General features: G+C 67.8%; 22 protein-coding genes. 18 read left to right on the forward strand and 4 right to left on the reverse strand.

The genetic code is table 11. The features are described 5' to 3' along the window. Positions 1-104: 104 nt before the first annotated feature. Positions 105-365, reverse strand: a complete 261-nt coding sequence (gene rpsT, locus VH571_RS04225) for a 30S ribosomal protein S20 (RefSeq protein WP_055958372.1) — start codon at positions 363-365, stop codon at positions 105-107. Between the two features lie 297 nt (positions 366-662). On the opposite strand from rpsT, the gene VH571_RS04230 reads away from it, so the two are divergent. The 5 genes from VH571_RS04230 (at position 663) to hemW (ending at position 6,057) form a co-directional block, all read left to right on the forward strand. Continuing rightward, positions 663-1,802 (forward strand): pyridoxal phosphate-dependent aminotransferase, encoded by a 1,140-nt coding sequence (locus VH571_RS04230; protein WP_423263485.1) that lies wholly within the window; start codon positions 663-665, stop codon positions 1,800-1,802. A gap of 122 nt (positions 1,803-1,924) precedes the next feature. Then, positions 1,925-3,775 (forward strand): translation elongation factor 4, encoded by a 1,851-nt coding sequence (lepA, locus tag VH571_RS04235; protein WP_055958365.1) that lies wholly within the window; start codon positions 1,925-1,927, stop codon positions 3,773-3,775. A gap of 37 nt (positions 3,776-3,812) precedes the next feature. Continuing rightward, positions 3,813-3,971, forward strand: coding sequence for a hypothetical protein (locus VH571_RS04240; RefSeq protein ID WP_423263486.1), 159 nt, complete (start codon positions 3,813-3,815; stop codon positions 3,969-3,971). A gap of 206 nt (positions 3,972-4,177) precedes the next feature. After that, a complete protein-coding gene (locus VH571_RS04245) occupies positions 4,178-4,828 on the forward strand; it encodes a DUF1990 family protein (RefSeq protein WP_055958361.1) in 651 nt (216 codons plus the stop codon). Positions 4,829-4,830: 2 nt separating this feature from the next. After that, positions 4,831-6,057: a radical SAM family heme chaperone HemW gene (gene hemW, locus VH571_RS04250; RefSeq protein ID WP_423263487.1), complete on the forward strand. Its 1,227-nt coding sequence runs from the start codon at positions 4,831-4,833 to the stop codon at positions 6,055-6,057. 250 nt (positions 6,058-6,307) lie between these two features. On the opposite strand, the gene VH571_RS04255 is transcribed toward hemW, so the two are convergent. Beyond that, on the reverse strand, positions 6,308-6,721 hold the full coding sequence (locus VH571_RS04255; RefSeq protein ID WP_423263488.1) for a DUF4870 domain-containing protein: 414 nt from the start codon (positions 6,719-6,721) through the stop codon (positions 6,308-6,310). A gap of 145 nt (positions 6,722-6,866) precedes the next feature. On the opposite strand from VH571_RS04255, the gene hrcA reads away from it, so the two are divergent. From hrcA to leuA, 11 genes are all read left to right on the forward strand, one after another. Further along, positions 6,867-7,898 (forward strand): heat-inducible transcriptional repressor HrcA, encoded by a 1,032-nt coding sequence (hrcA, locus tag VH571_RS04260; RefSeq protein ID WP_055958353.1) that lies wholly within the window; start codon positions 6,867-6,869, stop codon positions 7,896-7,898. A 92-nt stretch (positions 7,899-7,990) separates the two neighbouring features. Further along, positions 7,991-9,097 (forward strand): molecular chaperone DnaJ, encoded by a 1,107-nt coding sequence (gene dnaJ, locus VH571_RS04265; RefSeq protein ID WP_055958350.1) that lies wholly within the window; start codon positions 7,991-7,993, stop codon positions 9,095-9,097. A 2-nt stretch (positions 9,098-9,099) separates the two neighbouring features. Beyond that, complete coding sequence (locus VH571_RS04270) at positions 9,100-9,840, forward strand: 16S rRNA (uracil(1498)-N(3))-methyltransferase (RefSeq protein ID WP_423263489.1); 741 nt, start codon at positions 9,100-9,102, stop codon at positions 9,838-9,840. Between the two features lie 73 nt (positions 9,841-9,913). Continuing rightward, a complete protein-coding gene (locus VH571_RS04275) occupies positions 9,914-10,288 on the forward strand; it encodes a histidine triad nucleotide-binding protein (RefSeq protein ID WP_055958345.1) in 375 nt (124 codons plus the stop codon). After that, positions 10,281-11,306, forward strand: a complete 1,026-nt coding sequence (locus VH571_RS04280) for a PhoH family protein (protein WP_423263490.1) — start codon at positions 10,281-10,283, stop codon at positions 11,304-11,306. The genes VH571_RS04275 and VH571_RS04280 overlap by 8 nt, the downstream gene beginning before the upstream one ends. Then, complete coding sequence (gene ybeY, locus VH571_RS04285; protein ID WP_055958340.1) at positions 11,303-11,773, forward strand: rRNA maturation RNase YbeY; 471 nt, start codon at positions 11,303-11,305, stop codon at positions 11,771-11,773. The genes VH571_RS04280 and ybeY overlap by 4 nt, the downstream gene beginning before the upstream one ends. A 6-nt stretch (positions 11,774-11,779) precedes the next feature. Further along, positions 11,780-13,141, forward strand: coding sequence for a hemolysin family protein (locus tag VH571_RS04290; protein ID WP_123944129.1), 1,362 nt, complete (start codon positions 11,780-11,782; stop codon positions 13,139-13,141). Then, positions 13,138-14,037 (forward strand): GTPase Era, encoded by a 900-nt coding sequence (era, locus tag VH571_RS04295; protein ID WP_055958337.1) that lies wholly within the window; start codon positions 13,138-13,140, stop codon positions 14,035-14,037. Before VH571_RS04290 ends, era begins: the two co-directional genes overlap by 4 nt. Before the next feature lie 93 nt (positions 14,038-14,130). Then, positions 14,131-15,417: a sensor histidine kinase gene (locus VH571_RS04300; protein WP_235480907.1), complete on the forward strand. Its 1,287-nt coding sequence runs from the start codon at positions 14,131-14,133 to the stop codon at positions 15,415-15,417. Further along, a complete protein-coding gene (locus tag VH571_RS04305; protein WP_055958331.1) occupies positions 15,414-16,115 on the forward strand; it encodes a response regulator in 702 nt (233 codons plus the stop codon). The genes VH571_RS04300 and VH571_RS04305 overlap by 4 nt, the downstream gene beginning before the upstream one ends. Positions 16,116-16,304: 189 nt before the next feature. Beyond that, complete coding sequence (gene leuA / locus VH571_RS04310) at positions 16,305-18,068, forward strand: 2-isopropylmalate synthase (RefSeq protein ID WP_423263491.1); 1,764 nt, start codon at positions 16,305-16,307, stop codon at positions 18,066-18,068. Between the two features lie 117 nt (positions 18,069-18,185). Here the strand turns inward: leuA and VH571_RS04315 are convergent, their stop codons facing one another. Next, positions 18,186-18,848, reverse strand: coding sequence for a trimeric intracellular cation channel family protein (locus tag VH571_RS04315; RefSeq protein ID WP_055958325.1), 663 nt, complete (start codon positions 18,846-18,848; stop codon positions 18,186-18,188). A 34-nt stretch (positions 18,849-18,882) separates the two neighbouring features. On the opposite strand from VH571_RS04315, the gene recO reads away from it, so the two are divergent. Both recO and VH571_RS04325 read left to right on the forward strand, forming a co-directional pair. Beyond that, positions 18,883-19,716: a DNA repair protein RecO gene (gene recO / locus VH571_RS04320; RefSeq protein WP_423263492.1), complete on the forward strand. Its 834-nt coding sequence runs from the start codon at positions 18,883-18,885 to the stop codon at positions 19,714-19,716. A gap of 65 nt (positions 19,717-19,781) precedes the next feature. Continuing rightward, positions 19,782-20,591, forward strand: a complete 810-nt coding sequence (locus tag VH571_RS04325) for an isoprenyl transferase (RefSeq protein ID WP_055958322.1) — start codon at positions 19,782-19,784, stop codon at positions 20,589-20,591. A 258-nt stretch (positions 20,592-20,849) separates the two neighbouring features. On the opposite strand, the gene VH571_RS04330 is transcribed toward VH571_RS04325, so the two are convergent. After that, entirely contained in the window at positions 20,850-21,572 is a 723-nt protein-coding gene (locus tag VH571_RS04330) for a hypothetical protein (protein ID WP_423263493.1), read from the reverse strand. Positions 21,573-21,576: the final 4 nt, after the last annotated feature.

Raw genomic sequence — 21,576 nt, forward strand, 5'->3', positions numbered from 1 at the left:
CACCCGCCCACGGCGCACACGACGAAGGCCCCGCCTCCCAGTGGGAGAGCGGGGCCTTCGTACGAGCGCGAGGCTCCGGGCGGGAGCCGCCCAGAAGACGCGGCTTAGAGCGCGCTGACCTGCTTGGCGATGGCCGACTTGCGGTTCGCGGCCTGGTTCTGGTGGATGACACCCTTGCTGACGGCCTTGTCGAGCTTCTTCGACGCGACGACGAGAGCAGCGGTCGCAGCAGCCTTGTCGCCGGCGGCGATGGCGGTGTGCGTGGAGCGGAGTGCGGTCTTGAGGCCGCTCTTGACGGCCTTGTTGCGCTCCTGGGCCTTCTTGTTGGTGCCGATGCGCTTGATCTGCGACTTGATGTTTGCCACGGTGGTGACCCTTCGTCTGAGTGAGTTGTAGTTGTTGTACGCAGCCGACCAGACCTTTAGAGGGAAGTTCTGCTCGCGGTAGCGCGATGTCCGCCCGGCACGATGTCGAAAGACACTGACCAGATGAACGGTGGCTGCGATTCGCTGCGCAGCGGGGAAGCGGCAGCGGAAGCCAAAAATCAACACTACCAGGGGGTCCCTCCGCCCACAATGCAGGGCAGAGGCGCGTGTTGCCGACGGATTCGGCACCAAGACGCACGAAGCAAGCAGGAAACATCCGCGTAGTAGCGTCCCAGCATGCCTTCCCTCGCTCCGCACATCGAGTCCGTGCCGGGCTCCGGAATCCGTCGCGTCTTCGAGATCGCGATGAAGCTCGACGACGTCACGATGCTCGTGGTCGGCGAGCCCGACGTCCCGGTGGCCCGCCACATCATCGACGCCGCCCGCCGCGCCTGGGCCGAAGACCGCACGGGCTACACGCCGAACGGCGGCATCACGCCCCTTCGCGAGGCCCTCGTGGCGAAGCTCGCACGCGAGAACCAGATCCAGGCCGATGTCGAGCAGGTGTGGGTGACGGTCGGTGCGACGCAGGCGCTGCACCAGGCGATGGGGCTCGTCCTCAGCCCAGGATCCGAGATCCTCGTCCCCGATCCCGGCTACACGACCTTCACCATGAACGCCCACATGCTCGACGCCCGCGCCGTGCCCTACCAGCTCGCTCCCGAGGCGGAGTTCCAGCCCGACCTGGAGGCGCTCGAGCACCTCGTGACCGATCGAACGCGGGCGATCATCGTCAATTCCCCGTCGAATCCGCTCGGAGTGGTGTTCGGGGAAGCGACGCTCCGACGGATCCTTGATTTTGCGAAACGCCACGACCTCTGGGTGATCAGCGACGAGGTCTACGAGTACTTCACCTACGGGCCGAAGCACGTCAGTCTCGCGGCCTTGGATGACGACGATCGTGTCTTCAGCGTGTTCTCTCTCAGTAAGACGTACGCGATGACGGGCGTGCGCGTGGGGTATCTCGTCACGCCGAAGGGTCTCGCCGACACGATGCGCACGGTGCAGGAGGCCCAGATCAGCTGCGTCGCCGAGCCCGACCAGTACGCCGCCCTCGCCGCCGTGACCGGCGACAACCAGCCGGTGGCCGACGCTCGCGAGCACTACCGAGAGAACCTCGACCTCGCCCGCGCCCTTCTCGACGAGCGCGGCCTCACCTATCTCGACCCGGAGGGCGCCTTCTACCTCTGGATCGACGTCTCCCACGCCTCGCGCGGTGACGTCGCGACCTGGGCCGAGGACTTCCTTCTGAGTCACCGCGTCGCCGTCGCCCCGGGCAGCGCATTCGGCCGCACGGGGGAGGGCTGGATCCGCATCAGCCTCGCCTCTCCCGCCGAGGCTCTCACTCGCGGGCTTTCGGCGCTTCCCGCGCCCTGACGCTCGTCTTCGGCCCCTAAGGACAGAACCGAAGGATCCGACCCGGCGCCGACGAACCGCACCGTCGCCGGTCCGTGGGAGAATCGACGGACCGCACTCCCGTTTGCAATCAGAGAGTCTCCGTGAGCCCCAAAGCCGTCACCGCCCTCGAGCCGAAGTCGACCGCGCCCGACGCGATCCGCAACTTCTGCATCATCGCGCACATCGACCATGGCAAGTCGACTCTCGCCGACCGCATGCTCGGCATCACGGGCGTCGTCGAAGACCGTGCCATGCGCGCTCAATACCTCGACCGGATGGACATCGAGCGAGAGCGCGGCATCACGATCAAGAGTCAGGCCGTGCGCATGCCATGGGCCCTCGACGGCAAGACGTACGCGCTCAACATGATCGACACTCCGGGGCACGTCGACTTCAGCTACGAGGTCTCCCGGTCGCTCGCCGCCTGCGAGGGCGCGATCCTGCTCGTCGACGCTGCTCAGGGCATCGAAGCCCAGACGCTCGCCAACCTGTACCTCGCTCTTGAGAACGACCTCGAGATCATCCCGGTGCTCAACAAGATCGACCTGCCGGCCGCCGACCCCGACAAGTACGCGGCCGAGTTGGCGCAGCTGATCGGCGGCGACCCGAAAGACGTGCTGCGCGTGAGCGGCAAGACCGGTGTCGGAGTCGAAGAGCTCCTCGACGTCGTGGTCAACCGCATCCCCGCGCCGAAGGGCGTCAAAGACGCTCCGGCCCGTGCCATGATCTTCGACTCGGTCTACGACAGCTATCGCGGCGTCATCACCTACGTGCGCATGATCGACGGCACCCTGTCGCCGCGCGAGAAGATCCAGATGATGTCGACCCGTGCGGTGCACGACATCCTCGAGATCGGTGTCTCGTCGCCCGAGCCCATCTCGTCGCAGGGCCTCAGCGTGGGAGAGGTCGGCTATCTGATCACCGGCGTGAAAGACGTTCGCCAGTCGAAGGTCGGCGACACGGTCACCACCGCTGCGAAGCCCGCGACCGAGGCCCTTGCCGGCTACACCGAGCCCCTGCCGATGGTGTTCTCCGGTCTTTACCCGATCGACGGCAGCGACTACCCGGTGCTCCGAGAGGCGCTCGACAAGCTCAAGCTCTCCGACGCCGCCCTCGTCTACGAGCCCGAGACGTCTGTCGCGCTCGGGTTCGGATTCCGCTGCGGGTTCCTCGGCCTGCTGCACCTCGAGATCATCACGGAGCGCCTCGAGCGCGAGTTCAACCTCGACCTCATCACCACCGCGCCGAGCGTGGTCTACGAGGTCACCACCGAAGACAAAAACACGGTCACGGTCACCAACCCGTCGGAGTTCCCCGACGGCAAGATCTCGTCGGTCGCCGAGCCGATGGTCAAGGCCGCGATCCTGGCGCCGAAAGACTACGTCGGCGTGATCATGGAGCTCTGCCAGTCGCGTCGCGGCACCCTGCTCGGCATGGAGTACCTCGGTGAAGACCGGGTCGAGCTGCGCTACAACATGCCGCTCGGCGAGATCGTCTTCGACTTCTTCGACTCGCTGAAGAGCAAGACCCAGGGCTACGCCTCTCTCGACTACGAGCCGAGCGGCGAGCAGGAGGCCGACCTCGTCAAGGTCGACATCCTTCTGCAGGGCGAACAGGTCGATGCCTTCTCGACGATCGTGCACCGCGACAAGGCGTATGCCTACGGCGTGCTGATGACGGGCCGCCTTCGCGAGCTCATCCCGCGCCAGCAGTTCGAGGTGCCGATCCAGGCCGCGATCGGTGCCCGCATCATCGCTCGCGAGTCGATCCGCGCCATGCGCAAAGACGTTCTCGCCAAGTGCTACGGCGGCGACATCAGCCGCAAGCGCAAGCTGCTCGAGAAGCAGAAAGAGGGCAAGAAGCGCATGAAGACCATCGGTCGCGTCGACGTTCCTCAGGAGGCGTTCATCGCCGCGCTTTCGGGCGACGTGGAGAAAAAAGAGAAGAAGTAGCACGCGGCCGACGACGAGAGCGGGCATGCTTAGGGGCATGCCTGCTCTGTTTATCATCCTCATCATCGTCGGAATCGTCCTCTTCGGACTGAGCTTCATCGGCGCCGCCGTCAAGTTCCTGCTGTTCATCGGCCTCGTCGTGGTCGCGATCGGTGTGATCGGCTGGATCGTCCGGTCGGTCACCGGCAAGCGCTGACCCCAAGCGCTGGGGCCCGGCCCCATCGAGTGCACGAAAACCGCCCCCGCGACTCTCGCGAGGGGCGGTTTTCGCACACTCGGCGGCGTCCGGTCGCGCGCGGCATCGAGTGCCGCCTAATGCCGACGCGCACGCGCTCAAACCGGCAATAGGCGGCACTCGGCTCAGAGCGCGAGCACCCCAGGCCCCGGCGTTAGACTCGACGGATGCGCCGCGCGACCCACACCGACACCCAGACCACCTACGGGCAGGTCGGGGCAACGCAGGCCCCCGACCTGATGCAGTACCCGCCGAAGGGCTTCCGCCCCGTCGAGTACCGCACCCGCATCGGCCACGGCGACGCCCGCTTCGAGGCGGCCTGGTCGGCCATCATGACCTGGAAGGTGCAGGAGCGCAGCGGCATCGACGTCCACGTCGATTCCGTGCCGACCGTCGAGGAGGGCGCGTACACGCCCGTCACCTTCGACGACGAGGGCAACCCGCTCGAGGGTGCCGACTACTCGCCCTCTGACGGAGAGTCCCACTTCTCGCCCGAAGGGGAGCCGTTCCTCACTGCCGGAACAACCGCCACGCTTTCGATCAAGGCCTACGGCCGCACCAACCGCGCGCCGGTGCGTGTGGTCTACGTGATCGACGAGCCGACCCGCAAGGGCTTCGCCTACGGCACCCTCGAGGGTCACCCCGAGAGCGGCGAGGAGTCGTGGGTCATCGACCAGACCGACGACGGCTCCGTGTGGCTCACCATTCGCGCGTTCTCGCGTCCCGCCAACTGGAAGTGGCGCCTCGTCGCCCCGTTCCTCCGCGCGCAGCAGAACAAATTCACCCAGCGCTACCTCCGCGTGCTGGTCGGCGACTAGGCGTGCCCAGCACTCTTCCTCTCGGCGACCCCGCGCCCGCCGACGGCGCCCTTCCGGCATCCGTCGTCGAGGGGGTCGACGCTCGCGACTTCGGCGTCTACCTGCACGTGCCGTTCTGCCGCGTGCGGTGCGGGTACTGCGACTTCAACACCTACACGGGCGACGAGCTCCGCGGGGTGAAGAGGAGCGATTACGCCGGCCAGGCGGTGAGTGAGATCGAGGGGGCCGGGCGGATCCTTCGGTCTGCCGGTCTTCCCGACCGCGTCGTATCGACGGTCTTCTTCGGCGGAGGCACACCGACGATGCTGCCCTCGAGCGATCTCGCGGCGATGCTCGCAGCGGTCCGCGACACCTGGTCGCTCGAAGACGGGGCAGAGGTCACCACCGAGGCGAATCCCGACTCGGTCGACGCCGAGTACCTCCGGGCGCTCAAAGATAGTGGGTTCACGCGCGTCAGCTTCGGCATGCAGTCGGCCGTTCCGAGCGTGCTGGCAACTCTGGAGCGCACGCACGACCCGGCTAGGATCCCGCTCGTCGTCGAATGGGCCCGAGACGCGGGGCTCGACGTCAGCCTGGATCTCATCTACGGCACGCCCGGCGAGACGCTCGGCGACTGGGAGCGTTCGCTCGACCAGGCCCTGGCCCAGGAGCCCGATCATCTGTCGGCCTACTCGCTCATCGTCGAAGACGGGACGAAGCTCGCCCGGCAGATCCGGCGTGGCGAGGTCGCTCAGCCCGACGACGACACGGCCGCCGACATGTACGAGTTGGCCGACGCGCGCCTCGCCTCGGCGGGCTACGAGTGGTACGAGGTCAGCAACTGGGCGCGGGGCGACGAGCACTCGAGCCGGCACAACCTGTCGTACTGGCGCGGCCACGACTGGTGGGGAGTCGGCCCCGGCGCTCACAGCCACGTCGGGGGAGTCCGCTGGTGGAACGTCAAGCACCCTGCCGCCTACGCCGAGCGCGTGCTCTCGGGCGTCTCGCCCGCGGCCGGTCGAGAGACCCTCGACGCCGAGACCGGTGCGGTCGAGAACGTCCTTTTGAAGACGAGGATCCGAGACGGCCTGCTCGTCGCCGAGCTCGACGAGACCGGCAGAAAGGCCGTCGCCGGGCTCATCGCCGACGAGTTGGTCGACGGCAGGCGGGCGCTTGCGGGCACGATCCGGTTGACGCTTCGCGGTCGGCTGCTCGCCGACGCCGTCGTGCGCCGTCTGCTCGGCGACTGAGCTCGTCCGCTCCCCGCCCGGCCCTGGCTCGGTCGTCGATTGCGCCGAGTGCCGCCTAATGCTGGCTCGGCCAGACCTCAGCCGGCATTTAGCGGCACTCGGGGCTTCAGCCAGTGCCCGGCCAGCGGCAGGCCGAGCAGCTTCTGCCGAGTGCCGCCTAATGCGCGTTCGGCCAGGCCCCTGCCGGCATTTGGCGACACTCGGGGCTCTACCGTCGCGCGGCAGCTCGCAAGGAGACTCGCGGAGCGCCTCAGGGCTTGATGAACTCGATGCTCAGCGGGTAGCGGTAGTACTCGCCGCGATTGGCCGCCAGCGCGGCGATGATCGAGAAGACGATGTTGTCGATCCAGACGGCGCCCACGATCAGCAGGCCGATGCCGACGATCGAGAGGAGGCCGCCAACGAAGCTGGCGATCAGCATCGTCAGCTGGAAGTTGAGGGCGACGCGAGTGTGCTCGCGGATGAAGGGCCCGCGGTCGCGCAACATCAGGTAGCCGATCAGCGACGGCAGGAAGTAGAAGATGCCTCCCACGTGAATCAGCGTGGCCCAGAGCTTCTCGTCTTCGGGCCGGAGCGGCTGCTGCGGCTGGTTGCCGCCGTAGGGAGGCTGGTTTCCGCCGTACGGGCCGTCGGTCGGGGGCGGAGGGGGAGGTGTGCCGGTCATGTCTCGCCAATCGTCGTCGGTCAGCGAGCCTAGCGGCACGCCCCGCCCCACGACCAGGGCTTGTCGGGGGCGTGGAGTACCATTGGCAGTCTCACGGAGCGAGTGCCAGCCGTGCGACGTTCCGAATTCGTGGAGGGAGGCGACCGTGGTCAGCGAGCGAGGTCTCGAGGTTCTCCGCGTCATCGTCCACGACTACGTCGAGTCGCGCGAGCCCGTCGGTTCGAAGTCGATCGTCGAGCGCCACCAGTTCGGTGTCTCCGCGGCCACGATCCGCAACGACATGGCTCTGCTCGAAGAAGAAGAGTTGATCGCCGCGCCCCACACGTCGTCCGGTCGAGTGCCCACCGACAAGGGGTACCGCCTTTTCGTCAACCAACTTGCCGACCTGCGGCCGCTCACCGCAGCCCAGCGCACGGCGATCGAGACGTTCCTCGGCAACTCGTCCGATCTCGACGAAGTTCTCTCACGAACGGTGCGGCTGCTTTCGCAGCTCACCAACCAGGTCGCGCTCGTCCAATACCCCACGTTCTCCCGAGCAACGGTTCGTCACGTAGAGCTCGTTCGTCTCAGCGAGACCCGCCTGATGACGGTGCTCATCACCGACTCCGGCCACGTCGAGCAACGAAGCATCGAGACGGCGATCGCGGTCGACGAGGCCTTCGTCGGCGAGCTCCGCGCGAAACTCAACACCCGTGTCGGCGGCAAGACGCTCGCCGAAGCAGCCGCCGTGCTGACCGCGCTGCCGACCGAGTTCCGCCCCGAGCGCGCCGCCTTCGTGGCGGCCGTCTGCACCGCCCTCGTCGACGAGGCGACGGCAGGCCGGCAAGAACGCCTGGTCATGGCCGGCACCGCGAACCTCGTGCTCACCGAAGACGACTTTTCGGGCAACCTCTTTCCCGTTCTCGAAGCCATCGAAGAGCAGGTCACCCTGCTTCGACTATTCGGCGAGATGCGCGACGGCCCGGCGGGCGACGCCGACGTCATCGCGCGCATCGGCCGCGAGAACGACTCGTTCGGCCTCGGCCAGACGTCCGTTCTCGCCAGCGGCTATACGGCGTCGGGTGGCGAGGTGGCCCGGCTGGGCGTCCTCGGCCCCACCCGCATGGACTACTCGAGCAACATGGCGGCCGTCCGCGCGGTGGCACGCTACCTGAGTGGCCTTCTCGGCAACGACTGAGACGATTTCGCACCCTTTCCCGTCGGATCCTGAGCTTCAGGATCCCTCCCCAAGACTCACCGAATCCCCTTACGAAAGCACGACGGAGACCAGTGGCAGATCACTATGACGTCCTCGGAGTCGAGCGCAGCGCGACCCCGGAACAGATCAAGAAGGCGTACCGGAAGCTCGCACGCGAGCTCCACCCCGACGTCAACCCGAGCCCCGAGGCATCGGACCGCTTCAAAGACGTCACGCACGCCTACGACGTCCTGAGCGACCCGCAGCAGCGGGAGCGATACGACCTCGGCCCGCAGCCGGGCTTCGGGGGCGGTGGCGGCGGCGGCGCCGGTTTCGGTGACATCTTCGACGCGTTCTTCGGTGGCAACCAGCAGCGGCAGGGCCCCAGGTCACGCCGCGAGCGTGGGCAAGACGCCCTGCTGCGCCTCGAGGTCGACCTCGAAGACATCATCTTCGGCGTGCAGCGCGACATCGAGGTCGACACGGCCGTGCTGTGCGAGACCTGCAACGGCTCGTGCTGCGCACCGGGTACCAGCCCGCAGACCTGCGACATCTGCCATGGCACCGGGTCGATCAACCGCCAGGTGCGCTCGCTCCTCGGCAACGTGATGACCTCGAGCCCCTGCGGCACCTGCCGCGGCTACGGCACGGTCATCCCGAACCCCTGCCCGACCTGCCAGGCCCAGGGTCGCGTCCGCGCCCGCCGCACGATCCCCGTGGACGTTCCCGCGGGCGTCGACACCGGCATCCGCCTGCAGATGCCCGGCCAGGGCGAGGTCGGCCCCGCCGGCGGCCCGAACGGCGACCTCTACCTCGAGGTCAAGGTGAAGCACCACGACGTCTACAGCCGCAACGGCGACGACCTTCTGGCAACCCTCGAGGTGCAGATGGCCGATGCGATCCTCGGCACGACGACGACGGTCAAGGCCCTCGACGGCGACATCTCGGTCGAGGTCAAGCCGGGCACGCAGAGCGCCGACGTCGTCACGATCAAAGACCGCGGCGTCACGCGACTTCGCGGCACGGGTCGCGGCGACCTCAAGATCGGCATCCAGGTGGTCACCCCGACCAAGCTCAGCCACAAGGAGCGCGAGCTGGTCGAGAAGTTCGCCTCCGGCCGCAAGCACGACTCGCCGCAGCTCTCGCAGTTTCAGCAGGGTCTCTTCGGCAAGCTCCGCGACCGGTTTCTGAACTTCTGATCGTGGCGCACTTCTACCTCGCCGACGAGCTGACCGAGACCTCGGTCGGCTCCGACGTGGTGCTGACCGGCGCCGAAGCCCGACATGCCGTCACGGTGAGCCGGGTTCGAATCGGCGAGGCGCTGCGAGTCGGCAACGGGCGAGGGCTCGTCGTCGGGGGAACCGTGCAGGAGGCGAGCGGAGACCGACTCGTGCTTCGCGTCGAGACGGTGGCTGCGGATCCTGGTCCGCTTCGTCGTGTCGTGCTCGCGCAGGCGCTTGCGAAAGGCGATCGCGACGAGCTCGCCGTACAGGCGGCCACTGAACTCGGGGTCGACGAGGTCGTGCCCTGGGCGGCGGGGCGCAGCATCTCGCGGTGGGAGGGGCCGAAGGTAGCGAAAGGCCTGGCACGCTGGCGCGCCATCGTGCGCGAAGCGACCAAGCAGTCGATTCGGGCGTGGCAGCCGACGGTGTCCGAGGTCGCGACGACGGCCCAGCTCGTGGCCCGGGCGGCGACGGCACGAGTGCTGGTGCTCGAACCCACGGCGACCGTTGCGCTCTCGACCGTCGATCTGGGCGACGAGGCCGACACTCGCGACGTCGTCATCGTCGTCGGCCCGGAGGGCGGCGTGACGCCGCACGAGATCGAGGCGCTCGAGGCGGCTGGCGCCATCGCTGTGCGCCTCGGCGACTCGGTGCTCCGCACCTCGACAGCGGGCCCGGCCGCGCTGGCCGCGCTGAGTCTGCGACTCGGGCGCTGGTGACGGTGCGCTGCGGCTCCTGCGACCCGCTTTCTCGGCCCGGTCCGGTGTCGGTCGCCTTCGTTACGATGGGGGCATGAGCACCTCCGCAGCCGAGCCGACGATCTTCGAGCGAATCGTGCGTCGAGAGATCCCGGCGACGATCGTTTTCGAGAGCGATTCGGTGATCGCCTTCGAAGACATCGCGCCGAAAGCACCCGTGCACCTCCTCGTCGTACCGAAGACCGCCGCCTACGCGAATGTGGTCGAGTTGGCCGCAGGCGATCCCGGGCTGCTCGCCGAGATCGTCGATGTCGCATCGCGGTTGGCGGCGGATCCTGCCGTCATCCGGGAATTCACGCCGGGTGAGTTCCGCTTGATCTTCAATACCGGCGAAGCAGCCGGTCAGACCGTTTTCCACGTTCACGCCCACGTCATGGCGGGCACCCTCCAGGAAGGCTCACTTGCCTAGTAGCTCCGAAAGCCCCACCGGTGCCGGCGGCACCGGTTCCACCGTTCGCGACGACCTCACCATCGATGGCGTGGCCATGGTGCAGCTACTCGGCCCGCAGGATCGCCTGCTGCGCACCGTCGAACAGCGGTATCCGTCGGTGCGAGTGCTCGTGCGGGGCAACGAGGTCTCACTCGAGGGCCCCGCAGACGACGTCCGCCGTGCGCGCGACCTCGTCGACGAACTGGTGACGATGGTGCGGTCGGGGCACGAGCTCGGCCCCGCCGAGGTCGCGACCACGGGCGAGATCCTCGACAGCGGCAAGGGTCACCCCGCCGAGCTGTTCGGCACCACGATCCTGACGAACAAGGGCAAGAGCATCCGGGCGAAGACGCTCGGCCAGAAAGACTACGTCGACGCCATCGACGACAACACGATCGTCTTCGGCATCGGCCCGGCCGGCACCGGCAAGACCTACCTCGCGATGGCCAAGGCCGTCCAGGCGCTGCAGCGGCGCGAAGTCTCGCGCATCATCCTCACGCGGCCCGCCGTCGAGGCCGGTGAGCGGCTCGGCTTCCTGCCGGGCACCCTCACCGACAAGATCGATCCCTACCTCCGCCCTCTCTACGACGCGCTGGGCGAGATGATGGATCCCGAGATCGTGCCGAAGCTTCTGGCGGCGGGCACCATCGAGGTGGCTCCGCTCGCGTACATGCGCGGCCGCACGCTCAACGACGCGTTCGTCGTGCTCGACGAGGCGCAGAACACCACGCCCGAGCAGATGAAGATGTTCCTCACGCGTCTCGGGTTCGGCTCCAAGATGGTGGTCACCGGCGACATCACCCAGGTCGACCTCCCGACCGGCTCCAGCGGGCTGCAGCTCGTCACGAGGGTGCTCGGCGAGATCGACGACATCCACTTCGCTCGGCTCACCAGCGACGACGTGGTGCGCCACACCCTCGTCGCCAAGATCGTCGACGCCTACACGAAGTTCGACGCTGAGAAGCTCGCCCGACTCCACTCGAAAGAAGCCCAGTGAGCATCGAGATCAACAACGAATCCGGCATCGACGGGCTGGAGGGCGACGAGGCGACCATTCTTCGCCTCGCGACCTTCGCGCTCGATCAGATGCACGTCCATCCCGAGGCCGAGCTCGCGATCGTGCTCGTCGACGAGGCAGCGATGGAGCAGCTCCACGTGCAGTGGATGGACGAGCCGGGCCCCACCGACGTGCTGAGCTTTCCGATGGACGAACTCCGTCCCGGCACCGAAGACGAGCCCACACCCGCCGGTCTCCTCGGCGACATCGTGGTCTGCCCGCAGGTCGCCGCCGCCCAGGCTGTCACGGCGGGCCACTCGACGCTCGACGAAATGCTGCTGCTCACCTGCCACGGCATCCTGCACCTGCTCGGCTTCGACCACGCCGAACCCGACGAGAAGGCCGAGATGTTCGGCATCCAGGGGCAGATCCTCTCGGCCTTCGCCGAGCTCGATTCCGCGAGGTAGCGACCGATGATGATCGCGATCTTCGTCACCGCGGCCGTCCTCCTCGTCGTGTTCGGCGGTGTGCTCGCAGCGACCGACTCGGCTCTGACCGTGTTGAGCCGTGCCGACCTGCTCGAACTGGCCGAGAAGCGGCGCCGAGGTGGCAGCGCCCTGGTAGCGATCGCCGACGACATCGGCGCGCACGTCAATGCGGTCAACTTCGTGCGGATCCTCGCCGAGACGGCCGCCGCCGTGCTGGTCTCGCTTGCGTTCGCCTACACGATCGCCGAGTGGTGGTGGGCGTTGCTCCTGTCCGCCCTCATCATGACCCTGGTCTCGTTCGTGCTCGTCGGCTCCAGCCCTCGCAGCGTCGGGCGGGCTCACGCTCGCGCTCTGATCGGCTTCGACGCCTCGCTCGTCCGGGCGATCCGGCTCGTGCTCGGCCCCGTCGCAGCCCTGCTGGTCGCGCTCGGCGACCGGGTGACCCCGGGCCGCAACAGCGCCACTTCGTTCTCCTCCGAAGAGCAGTTGCTCAGCATGGTCGACGAGGCCACCGAGATGGAGGTGCTCGACGAAGACGACCGCACTCTCATCCACTCCATCTTCGAGTTCAGCGAGACCGTGGTCCGCGAAGTGATGGTGCCGCGCACCGACATGGTCACCGTCGACGCCGACGCCACGATCGAGACGACCATGGGCGTGTTCCTCGGCAAGGGCGTCTCCCGTGTGCCGGTCGTCGGGCGCGACAGCGACGACATCCTCGGCATCGTCTATCTGCGCGACACGGCCCGCTTCCTCCACGAGGGTCGTGGTGCGTCGCTCCGTTACGCGTCTGACCTCGCCAAGCCCGCGGTCTTCGTGCCCGAATCCAAGCGAGCCGACGAGACTCTGCGCCAGATGCAGGCGGGCAAGAACCACCTCGCGATGATCGTCGACGAATACGGCGGAATCGCCGGCCTCGTCACTCTCGAAGACCTCATCGAAGAGCTCGTCGGCGACATCAGCGACGAATACGACCAGGCCGTGTCGTCGCACCGCGAGGTCTCGGACGGCGTGTACCTCGTCAGCGCCCGCTTGCCGGTCGACGAGCTCGGCGACCTGTTCGGCATCGAGCTCGACGACGACGACGTCGATTCGGTGGGCGGGCTCCTGACGAAGGCGCTCGGACGACTTCCCGAACGAGGATCCGAGGCCACGGTCTCCGGGCTCATCCTCACCGCGAATCGCACGGAGGGCCGCCGGCGCGACCTGCAGACCGTCCTGGTGCGTCGCGACCCGGCCCTCATCGCCAGCCAGGCCGCCTTCGCAGCTCACGCCGGCTCCACCACCCCGATCCGACCGAATTCCCCCGGCAGCACCAGCACCTCCAACGAGCGGACAGCACGATGACCCCTTCCCCCGAATACCGCGCCGGCTTCGTCTCGTTCGTCGGTCGACCGAACGTGGGCAAATCGACCCTCACCAATGCTCTGGTGGGCGAGAAGGTCGCGATCACCTCGTCGAAGCCGCAGACCACCCGTCGCGCCATCCGCGGCATCGTGCACGCACCCAGCGGCCAGCTCGTGCTCGTCGACACCCCCGGCATGCATCGCCCCCGCACCCTTCTCGGCGAGCGGCTCAACTCGGTCGTGCAAGACACGCTGGGCGAGGTCGATGTGATCTGCTTCTGCGTTCCCGCCGACGAGAAGCTCGGCCCCGGCGACCGCTTCATCAACGAGCAGCTCGACCAGTTTCCTCGCGCCAAGAAGGTCGCGCTGGTCACGAAGGTCGACGCGTCCTCCCGCGCCGCTGTGGCAGAGCAGCTCCTCGCCGTCAGCGGCTTGCGCGACTGGGAGACGATCATCCCGCTCTCCGCGGTCTCGAAGATCCAACTCGACACGGTGGTCTCCGAGCTGATCCGACTCCTGCCGGTGTCGCCGCAGCTCTACCCGAGCGACATCGTCACCGAGGAGCTCGTCGAAGACCGCGTCAGCGAGTTCATCCGCGAAGCCGCGCTCGAGGGTGTCCAAGACGAGCTTCCGCACTCGCTCGCCGTCACCATCGACGACATCGTCGAGCGCGACGACAAAGAGCTGATCGAGATCTACGCCAACCTCTTCGTCGAGCGCGACAGCCAGAAGGGCATCATCATCGGCCACAAGGGAGCGCGCCTCCGCGAGGTCGGCGAGCGAGCCCGAGCTCAGATCGAACCGTTGGTCGGCAAGCAGGTCTTCCTCTCGATCCGGGTGAAGGTCGCGAAAGACTGGCAGCGCGACCCGAAGCAGCTCGGGCGCCTCGGCTTTTAGCCAGTACATCGCGAGAGTGATTCCGCTCGCCGAAGGTCGCGACTCCGCTCCCGGAGCGGGGCGGGCGGCGACAGACCCCCTACGGTGGAGGGCGTGATCTTCCGACGCCTCACCTCGCGCCAACTGGCGTTCGACGTGGCGGTCGCCGTCGTCACGGCGCTGGTCACGCTGCCGTTCGACTACCGGGCCAACGCGTTCTCGCTGATCATCACCGGCGGCATGGTCGTCGCGCTGGCGTTCCGCCGCATCTCGCCCGCGGCGGCATTGTCTCTCGCGTGGGCGACCGCCGCCTTCGAGATGCTGACGCTTTCGACCCCGCAGGTGTCGAACCTCGCGATCTGTGCGGTGCTGTACGCCACCGCGGCGTATGGCAGCTCCCGCGTCAAGTGGCTCGGCCTCGGCTCCGTCGGCATCGGCGCGGCGCTCGGCATGTTCTACGTGACTTTCGCCCGACTGGCCCTGTTCGGGGTGCCGCACGACGTGACCAACGCGACCGACCTCGTCCAGTTGCTGCTCCAAATCGGCGTGACGTTCCTCGGATTCCTGGCGCTTCTCGGGTTGCCCTGGGTGGGAGGTCAGCTCGTCCGCACGCGACTCGCCGCGAGGGAGAGCCGCGACGCGCAGCTCATCGCCGAGCGCGAAGCTCTCCGCGCCGAGAACGATGCAGCTCGTGCCGCCCGCGAGGCGGCTCGGGCCGAGCGCGACATCGCCGTCGAGCAGGAGCGATCACGGATCGCGCGCGACATGCACGACGTCGTCGCGCACTCGCTCGCCGTCGTCATCGCGCAGGCCGACGGTGCCCGCTACGCCTACCAGGCTGACCCGACCTCCGTCGAGCAGTCGCTGAGCACCATCGCGGCGACCGCCCGCGAGTCGCTGGTCGAGGTGCGTGTGCTCCTCGGCCAGCTCCGGCACAGCCAGGGTGCGGCGCCGCAGCCGGTCCTCGGCGACCTCGAGAAGCTCGTCGACCAGATGACGGCAGCCGGCCTCTCGATCGATCTGCGCTCGAGCGGCACCCCGGGCCAGCTCGGTAGCAACCGCCAACTCGCCATCTACCGGATCGTGCAGGAGTCCCTCACGAACGTCCTGCGCCACGGCGACCGGACGTCCACCGTCGAGGTGCTCTTCGACTGGCGTCCTGACGACCTGATCATCGTCGTCGCGTCGACCATGCAGCCTGCGGCACCGATCGATCCGAACGCCCTGACGTCGAGCGGGCAGTTCCGCCCCGATGAGCGGCGGGGCCACGGCATCGTCGGCATGCGCGAGCGCGCGACTCTCGCCGGCGGCACCCTCACCACCCACCAGGCCGGGGGCAGCTTCATCGTGCGAGCCACGATCCCCACCGCCGCGCTGACCCAGGAGGTCCGACTTCGATGACAACCACCAGCCCCACCGACGCCCCGACCGCCTCGCGCATCCGGGTGCTCCTCGTCGACGACCAGGCGCTGTTCCGGGCGGGCATCCGCATGGTGGTCTCGTCGCAGCGCGACCTGGAGTTCGTGGGGGAGGCGGGCGACGGAGCCGAGGGCGTCGAGGTCGCGGCGCGGACGCGACCGGACGTCGTGCTCATGGACATCCGCATGCCGAACATGGACGGCATAGCTGCCACCGCAGCCATTCTCGAACAGGCGGACCGGGAGAAGAGGCCCGCGCCCCGGATCCTCGTCTTGACGACCTTCGATCTCGACGAGGCGGCGACTCGCGCGATCCGCAGCGGCGCCAGCGGCTTCGTGTTGAAAGACAGCGATCCCGAGTTTCTGCTCGCCGCGATTCGCACCGTGCACGCGGGCACGAGCGTCATCGCCGCGTCGGCGACGCGCGAGCTGTTCGAGCACTTCGACGGCGGAAACCAAGGATCCAAGGTGGCGCCCGAGGCGTTCGGCGCACTGACCACGAGAGAGCGCGACATCTTCCAGTCGGCCGCTCGCGGGCTGTCGAACTCCGAGATCGCGCAGCTCGAGTACCTCAGCGAGGCGACCGTCAAGACCCACATCTCGAGGATCCTCGCGAAGCTCTCGCTTCGCGATCGTGTCCAGCTGGTGGTTTACGCGTACGAGCACGGCCTCATCGTCTGACGCACCGCCCCCGATCTGTCGCGCAGTGGCCTCTGGCGGGAGCCCGGTGCTAGGGTCACTTTGTGCTGTTCGGCCTGCTTCTTCTTAGTTGCCGCGACGAGACCTCCTCCTAAGGCCTCCCTCGTCGCGGTGTTCGTGTTGCTTCTCCACGCAACTGGCTGACCACTTTCACGACGCAAGGTAGAGACCATGAAGAACTCGCAGCAGCCCTCCGGGATGCCGATCCACAAGTACGTCCCGTTCCACGAGCAGATCGCAGTCGACCTGCCCGATCGAACCTGGCCGACGAAGCGCACCACGAAGGCCCCTCGGTGGTGCGCGGTCGACCTCCGTGACGGTAACCAGGCCCTCATCGATCCGATGAGCCCCGAGCGCAAGCGGATCATGTTCGATCTGCTGGTGAACATGGGCTACAAAGAGATCGAGGTCGGTTTCCCGTCGGCCTCGCAGACCGACTTCGATTTCGTGCGCAGCCTCATCGAAGAGAATGCGATCCCCGACGACGTCACCATCCAGGTGCTGACGCAGGCCCGCGAGCACCTCATCAACCGCACCTACGAGTCGATCAAGGGCGCCAAGCAGGCGATCGTCCACCTCTACAACTCCACCAGCATCCTGCAGCGCGACGTCGTGTTCCGCACCGACAAGCAGGGCATCATCGACATCGCCCTCGAGGGCGCCCGCCTCTGCAAGATCGCCGAGGCCACCGTCCCCGAGACGACCGTCTACTACGAATACAGCCCCGAGTCGTTCACCGGCACCGAGCTCGAATTCGCCCGCGACATCTGCAACGCCGTCGTCGAGGTGTTCGAGCCGACCCCGGAACGCCAGGTCATCGTCAACCTGCCCGCCACCGTCGAGATGGCCTCGCCGAACGTCTACGCCGACGCCATCGAGTGGATGAGCCGCAACCTCGCGCACCGCGAGAATGTGATCCTGTCGCTGCACCCGCACAACGATCGCGGCACCGCTATCGCCGCGGCCGAGCTCGGCTACCTGGCCGGTGCCGACCGCATCGAAGGCTGCCTCTTCGGCAATGGCGAGCGCACCGGCAACGTCGACCTGGTCGCACTCGGCATCAACCTGTTCACCCAGGGCATCGACCCCGAGATCGACTTCTCCGATCTCGACGAGGTCAAGCGCACGGCCGAATACTGCAACCAGCTGCCCGTGCCCGAGCGCAGCCCGTGGGCCGGCGACCTCGTCTACACGGCTTTCTCGGGCTCGCACCAGGACGCCATCAAGAAGGGCTTCGAGGCGATGGCCGCGTCGGCGGCGTCTCAGGGCACGTCCGTCGACGACATCGCCTGGGCCGTGCCGTATCTGCCGGTCGACCCTAAAGACCTCGGCCGCTCGTACGAAGCCGTCATCCGCGTCAACTCGCAGTCGGGCAAGGGCGGCGTCGCCTACCTGCTGAAGACCGACCACTCGCTCGATCTGCCGCGCAAACTGCAGATCGACTTCTCGGGTGTCGTGCAGTCAAAGACCGACTCCGAGGGCGGCGAGGTGACGAGCGAGCAGATCTGGGAGATCTTCCAAGACGAATACCTGCCCGCCAAGGTCGACGACGCCAAGTGGGGACACTTCGAACTCACCCGCACCGGCACCCGCAGCGACATGAGCGGCGAGACTCACCTCTCGGTCGACCTCCGGGCCGGTTCGTCGGTCGTCTCGACCGAGGGTGTCGGCAGCGGCCCGATCGCCGCGTTCATCGCCGTGCTGGCCGATCAGGGCGTGCAGGTGAAGCTGTACGACTACGTCGAGCACACCCTCAGCGCCTCGGGCGACGCTCAGGCCGCGGCCTACGTCGAACTCGACGTCGACGGCACGCGCCTCTGGGGAGTCGGAATCGACGCCGACATCTCGACGGCGAGCCTGAAGGCCATCGTCTCGGCCGTCAACCGCGCACTGCGCACCCGCGCCGACGTCGACGCCGAGTTGGCGACGGCCTAGCGCGCTCGCTCCCTAGCGGCCCGGCGACACTGCGACACCGCCTTTCGGGGAAGACACCGTCGATCGCGGGTGTCTTCTCCGAAAGGCGGTGTTGTCCGTGCCGGCGGCGGACCTCGCCTAGCGAGGGCGACGCCAGCGCGGCAGCCGCGACAGCGCGCGTTGCTCGGGCAGGCTCCACCCGAACCGCACCGCGAGCAGGCGGATCGAGAACGTCGTCGCGGTTCCTATGAGGCCGGCCAGCGGGGTCGGCACCCCGAAGACGACGAGGGCGACGAGCAGGGCCGCACCGGCTCCGGCGGCCACGGCGTAGAGCGAGCCGACGTGCATCATGGCGATCGTCAGGTTCATCAGCAGGTCACGGACGACCGAGCCGCCGACCGCCGAAACGACCCCGACGAAGACCGCCGGGATCTCGGGCAGGCCGAGCGCTAGCGCCTTGGTCGCTCCGATCGCTCCGAACAGGCCGATGGTCAACGCGTCGAGGATCGTGATGAACCCCGCCAGCCGGTTGAACAACCGCTGCAGCAGCATTCCGAGCAGCGCGGCAAGCACCGCGGTCATGAGATACCAGTTGCTCTGCATCGCTCTCGGCACCTCGCCGATGAGCACATCACGAAGGATCCCGCCGCCCAGCCCCGTTGCCGTGCCGATGATGGCGACCCCGAGCAGATCGACCCGACGCTCCCGGAACTGGCTCGCGAAGAGGGCACCCTGGAGGCTGCCGATGGCCACCGCCAGAAGATCAGCCCAGAGGGGGATGGAGAAGGCTGTGGCGGACACCCAGTGATTCTGCCACGCGGGGGATACTGGACGGGTGCCGGTCTATCGAGATGAATGCGTGATCCTGCGCACCCACAAGTTGGGTGAGGCAGACCGGATCCTGACGATGCTCTCACGCTCGCACGGCAAGATCCGTGCCGTCGCCAAGGGCGTCCGCCGCACCGCGTCGAAGTTCGGGGCGCGGCTCGAGCCGTTCATGGTGGCCGACCTGCAGCTCTACGAGGGCCGCAGCCTCGACATCGTCACCCAGGCCGAGTCGATCGGGTCGTACGGCGCCGCGATCGTCTCCGACTACGCGAGCTACACCGCCGCCAGCGTGCTCGTCGAGACCGCCGACAAGCTCACCGACGCCGAGGCAGGTCTTCAGCAGTACCTGCTGCTCGTCGGCGCCCTGCGGTCGCTCGCGCAGCGCGCTCACGACCCTCAGCTGATCCTCGACTCCTACCTGCTCCGCGCCCTGTCGATCGCCGGCTGGGCCCCGAGCTTCGGTGACTGCGCCGTCACCGGTGCGCCCGGCCCGCACTCCGCCTTCGTGGTGCAGCTCGGCGGCGTCGTGGCCGATGAGGCGGCACCCCCCGGGGCGCCGCGCCTGGATCCTCAGACCCTCGCCCTGCTCGGGGCCCTGCTCAGCGGAGACTGGGCCACCGCCGAGGCGATGGGCGAGAGCACCCGCAATCAAGCGAGCGGCGTGGTCGCCGCCTACACGCAGTGGCACCTCGAGCGCGGGCTCCGGTCGCTGCAACACGTCGATCGCACCCCCGCCGTCAGTGCCGCTGGCGCCGGCGCCGCTGGCGTCAGTGCCGCTGGAGCCAGTGCCGCTGTCGTCAATGCCCCTCGCGTCAATGCCCGAACAGGAGAAGTTCTGTGAGCTCTACCCCCTCCGCCGGTTCTGAGAAGCGCGGGCTGTTCGGTCGACGCGCCGTCCCGAAACACATGGACGCCGTCGACATGGAATACCTGCCCCTCGACTGGCAGGGCGGCACGCCTCCTGTCTACGAGCCGGGCGCGGCGCCCAAGCACGTCGCCGTCGTCATGGACGGCAACGGCCGCTGGGCCAATGCTCGCGGCCTGCCCCGCATCGAAGGCCACAAGGCAGGCGAGGCGGCCCTGCTCGAGGTCGTCGCGGGTGCGATCCAGGCCGGAGTGCAGCACCTCAGCGTCTACGTCTTCTCGACCGAAAACTGGAAGCGGTCGCCCGAAGAGGTGCGCTTCTTGATGGGGTTCAACCGCGAGGTGCTCCACCGGCGGCGCGAGCAGCTGAACGCGTGGGGCGTCAAGATCGTGTGGTCGGGTCGGCGTCCGAAACTCTGGGCGTCTGTCATCAACGAGTTGCAGGTGGCCGAGGAGGCGACGCGCACCAACACCACGATGACCCTGAACATGTGCGTCAACTACGGCGGCCGCAACGAGCTCACCGACGCCATGCGGTCGATCGCCGCCGAGGTCGCCGCCGGGCGCCTCAAGCCGTCGGGGATCACCGAGAAGGTCATTCAGCGGCACCTCTACCAGTCGCAGCTGCCCGACGTCGACCTGTTCGTGCGGTCGTCGGGGGAGCAGCGCACGTCGAACTTCCAGCTGTGGGAGTCGGCGTACGCCGAGATGGTGTTCCTCGATCAGCTGTGGCCCGACTTCACGCGCGGCGACCTCTGGGGTGCGATCGACCAGTACACGAATCGCGGGCGGCGCTTCGGCGGCGCGGTGGATGCGCCGGCTGCTGGCGGGGCTTCGGCGGAGCCCGCCTAAACCCGGGCGATCGGCACAGACCCGCCCGAGCGGCACAGACCCGCACGCTCGGCACAAACCCGCACGACCGGCACAAACCCGCGTCCTAGCCGGGCTGTTTTCGCCGACGGCGCGGGTCTGAGCCGCTCCGGCGGGTCCGTCGCGCGACCGATGCAAATTCGAAGGAAAAACGCCCGGGCGCGAGCAGAAACATCAGGATCCGTCGGGGTCGAGCACCCGGATCTCCTTCGAATTCGGAGGCGGGGCGGGCGCGATCGGCTAGAACGTCACATTGGCGCCGAGGAAGATGCGCTCCGACGGCCAGAGGAATTGCAGCGTGAGCGGGCCGTCGCTGGCCCGGTGGAACCACGCGTTGCCGAACACGACGGCCTTGCCCGGCAGGAGGTACCACGTCGACGACCCGGCGGGGAACTGACTGCCGAGGTCGGAGCTGTACCCGTCTTTCTTGAGCAGGTCGGCGCCTGCGAACGTGTCTTGCGTCGCCAGGGCGTTGCCGTACGACGAGTAATCGGCGCTCAGGTCGGTGAGGTCGAGCCGACGTCCGGAGTCGTTGACCAGCACGTACGCGGTCACCTCGACCTTGGTGCCGGCCGGGTAGGGGTCGTTGCCGCCCGGGTGGGCGTAGATCGACGGCGCGGTCGTCGTGAGTTCGCCGACCCGGTAGACGTAGATCGTGAGGTCTTTGTAATTGACCTGGTTGAGCAGGGTGCCGCCCGGAGCGAGCGATTTCGGGTCGATGCTCGACGACGAACCACTGCCGCCCGAGCCGGTGCCGCCCGTGACCTGCGGCTGGGGCGCCGAAGTCGAACCCCCCGACCCCGAACCACCAGAGCCCGAACCGCCCGACCCTGAATCGCCGAGCCCGGAGCCCGACGTGCCGTTGTCGCCGACCGGGGTCAGCGACCCCACGGCGGGAGCGCATCCGGCGACGGCGAGCACCACCGCGGTCGCGAGCAGGGCTTTCAGCAGTCGTCTGGGCACACGG

It is taken from the genome of Frondihabitans sp. 4ASC-45 (genome assembly GCF_049472575.1).
Classification (GTDB): domain Bacteria; phylum Actinomycetota; class Actinomycetes; order Actinomycetales; family Microbacteriaceae; genus Frondihabitans.

Excerpts from the sequence above, each read along its gene's own strand:
- VH571_RS04230 (WP_423263485.1), top strand. The coding sequence starts at position 663 with ATGCCTTCCCTCGCTCCGCACATCGAGTCCGTGCCGGGCTCCGGAATC.
- VH571_RS04240 (WP_423263486.1), top strand. The coding sequence starts at position 3,813 with ATGCCTGCTCTGTTTATCATCCTCATCATCGTCGGAATCGTCCTCTTC.
- VH571_RS04245 (WP_055958361.1), top strand. The coding sequence starts at position 4,178 with ATGCGCCGCGCGACCCACACCGACACCCAGACCACCTACGGGCAGGTC.
- VH571_RS04255 (WP_423263488.1), bottom strand. The coding sequence starts at position 6,721 with ATGACCGGCACACCTCCCCCTCCGCCCCCGACCGACGGCCCGTACGGC.
- VH571_RS04275 (WP_055958345.1), top strand. The coding sequence starts at position 9,914 with ATGAGCACCTCCGCAGCCGAGCCGACGATCTTCGAGCGAATCGTGCGT.
- VH571_RS04290 (WP_123944129.1), top strand. The coding sequence starts at position 11,780 with ATGATGATCGCGATCTTCGTCACCGCGGCCGTCCTCCTCGTCGTGTTC.
- era (WP_055958337.1), top strand. The coding sequence starts at position 13,138 with ATGACCCCTTCCCCCGAATACCGCGCCGGCTTCGTCTCGTTCGTCGGT.
- VH571_RS04305 (WP_055958331.1), top strand. The coding sequence starts at position 15,414 with ATGACAACCACCAGCCCCACCGACGCCCCGACCGCCTCGCGCATCCGG.
- leuA (WP_423263491.1), top strand. The coding sequence starts at position 16,305 with ATGAAGAACTCGCAGCAGCCCTCCGGGATGCCGATCCACAAGTACGTC.
- VH571_RS04325 (WP_055958322.1), top strand. The coding sequence starts at position 19,782 with ATGGACGCCGTCGACATGGAATACCTGCCCCTCGACTGGCAGGGCGGC.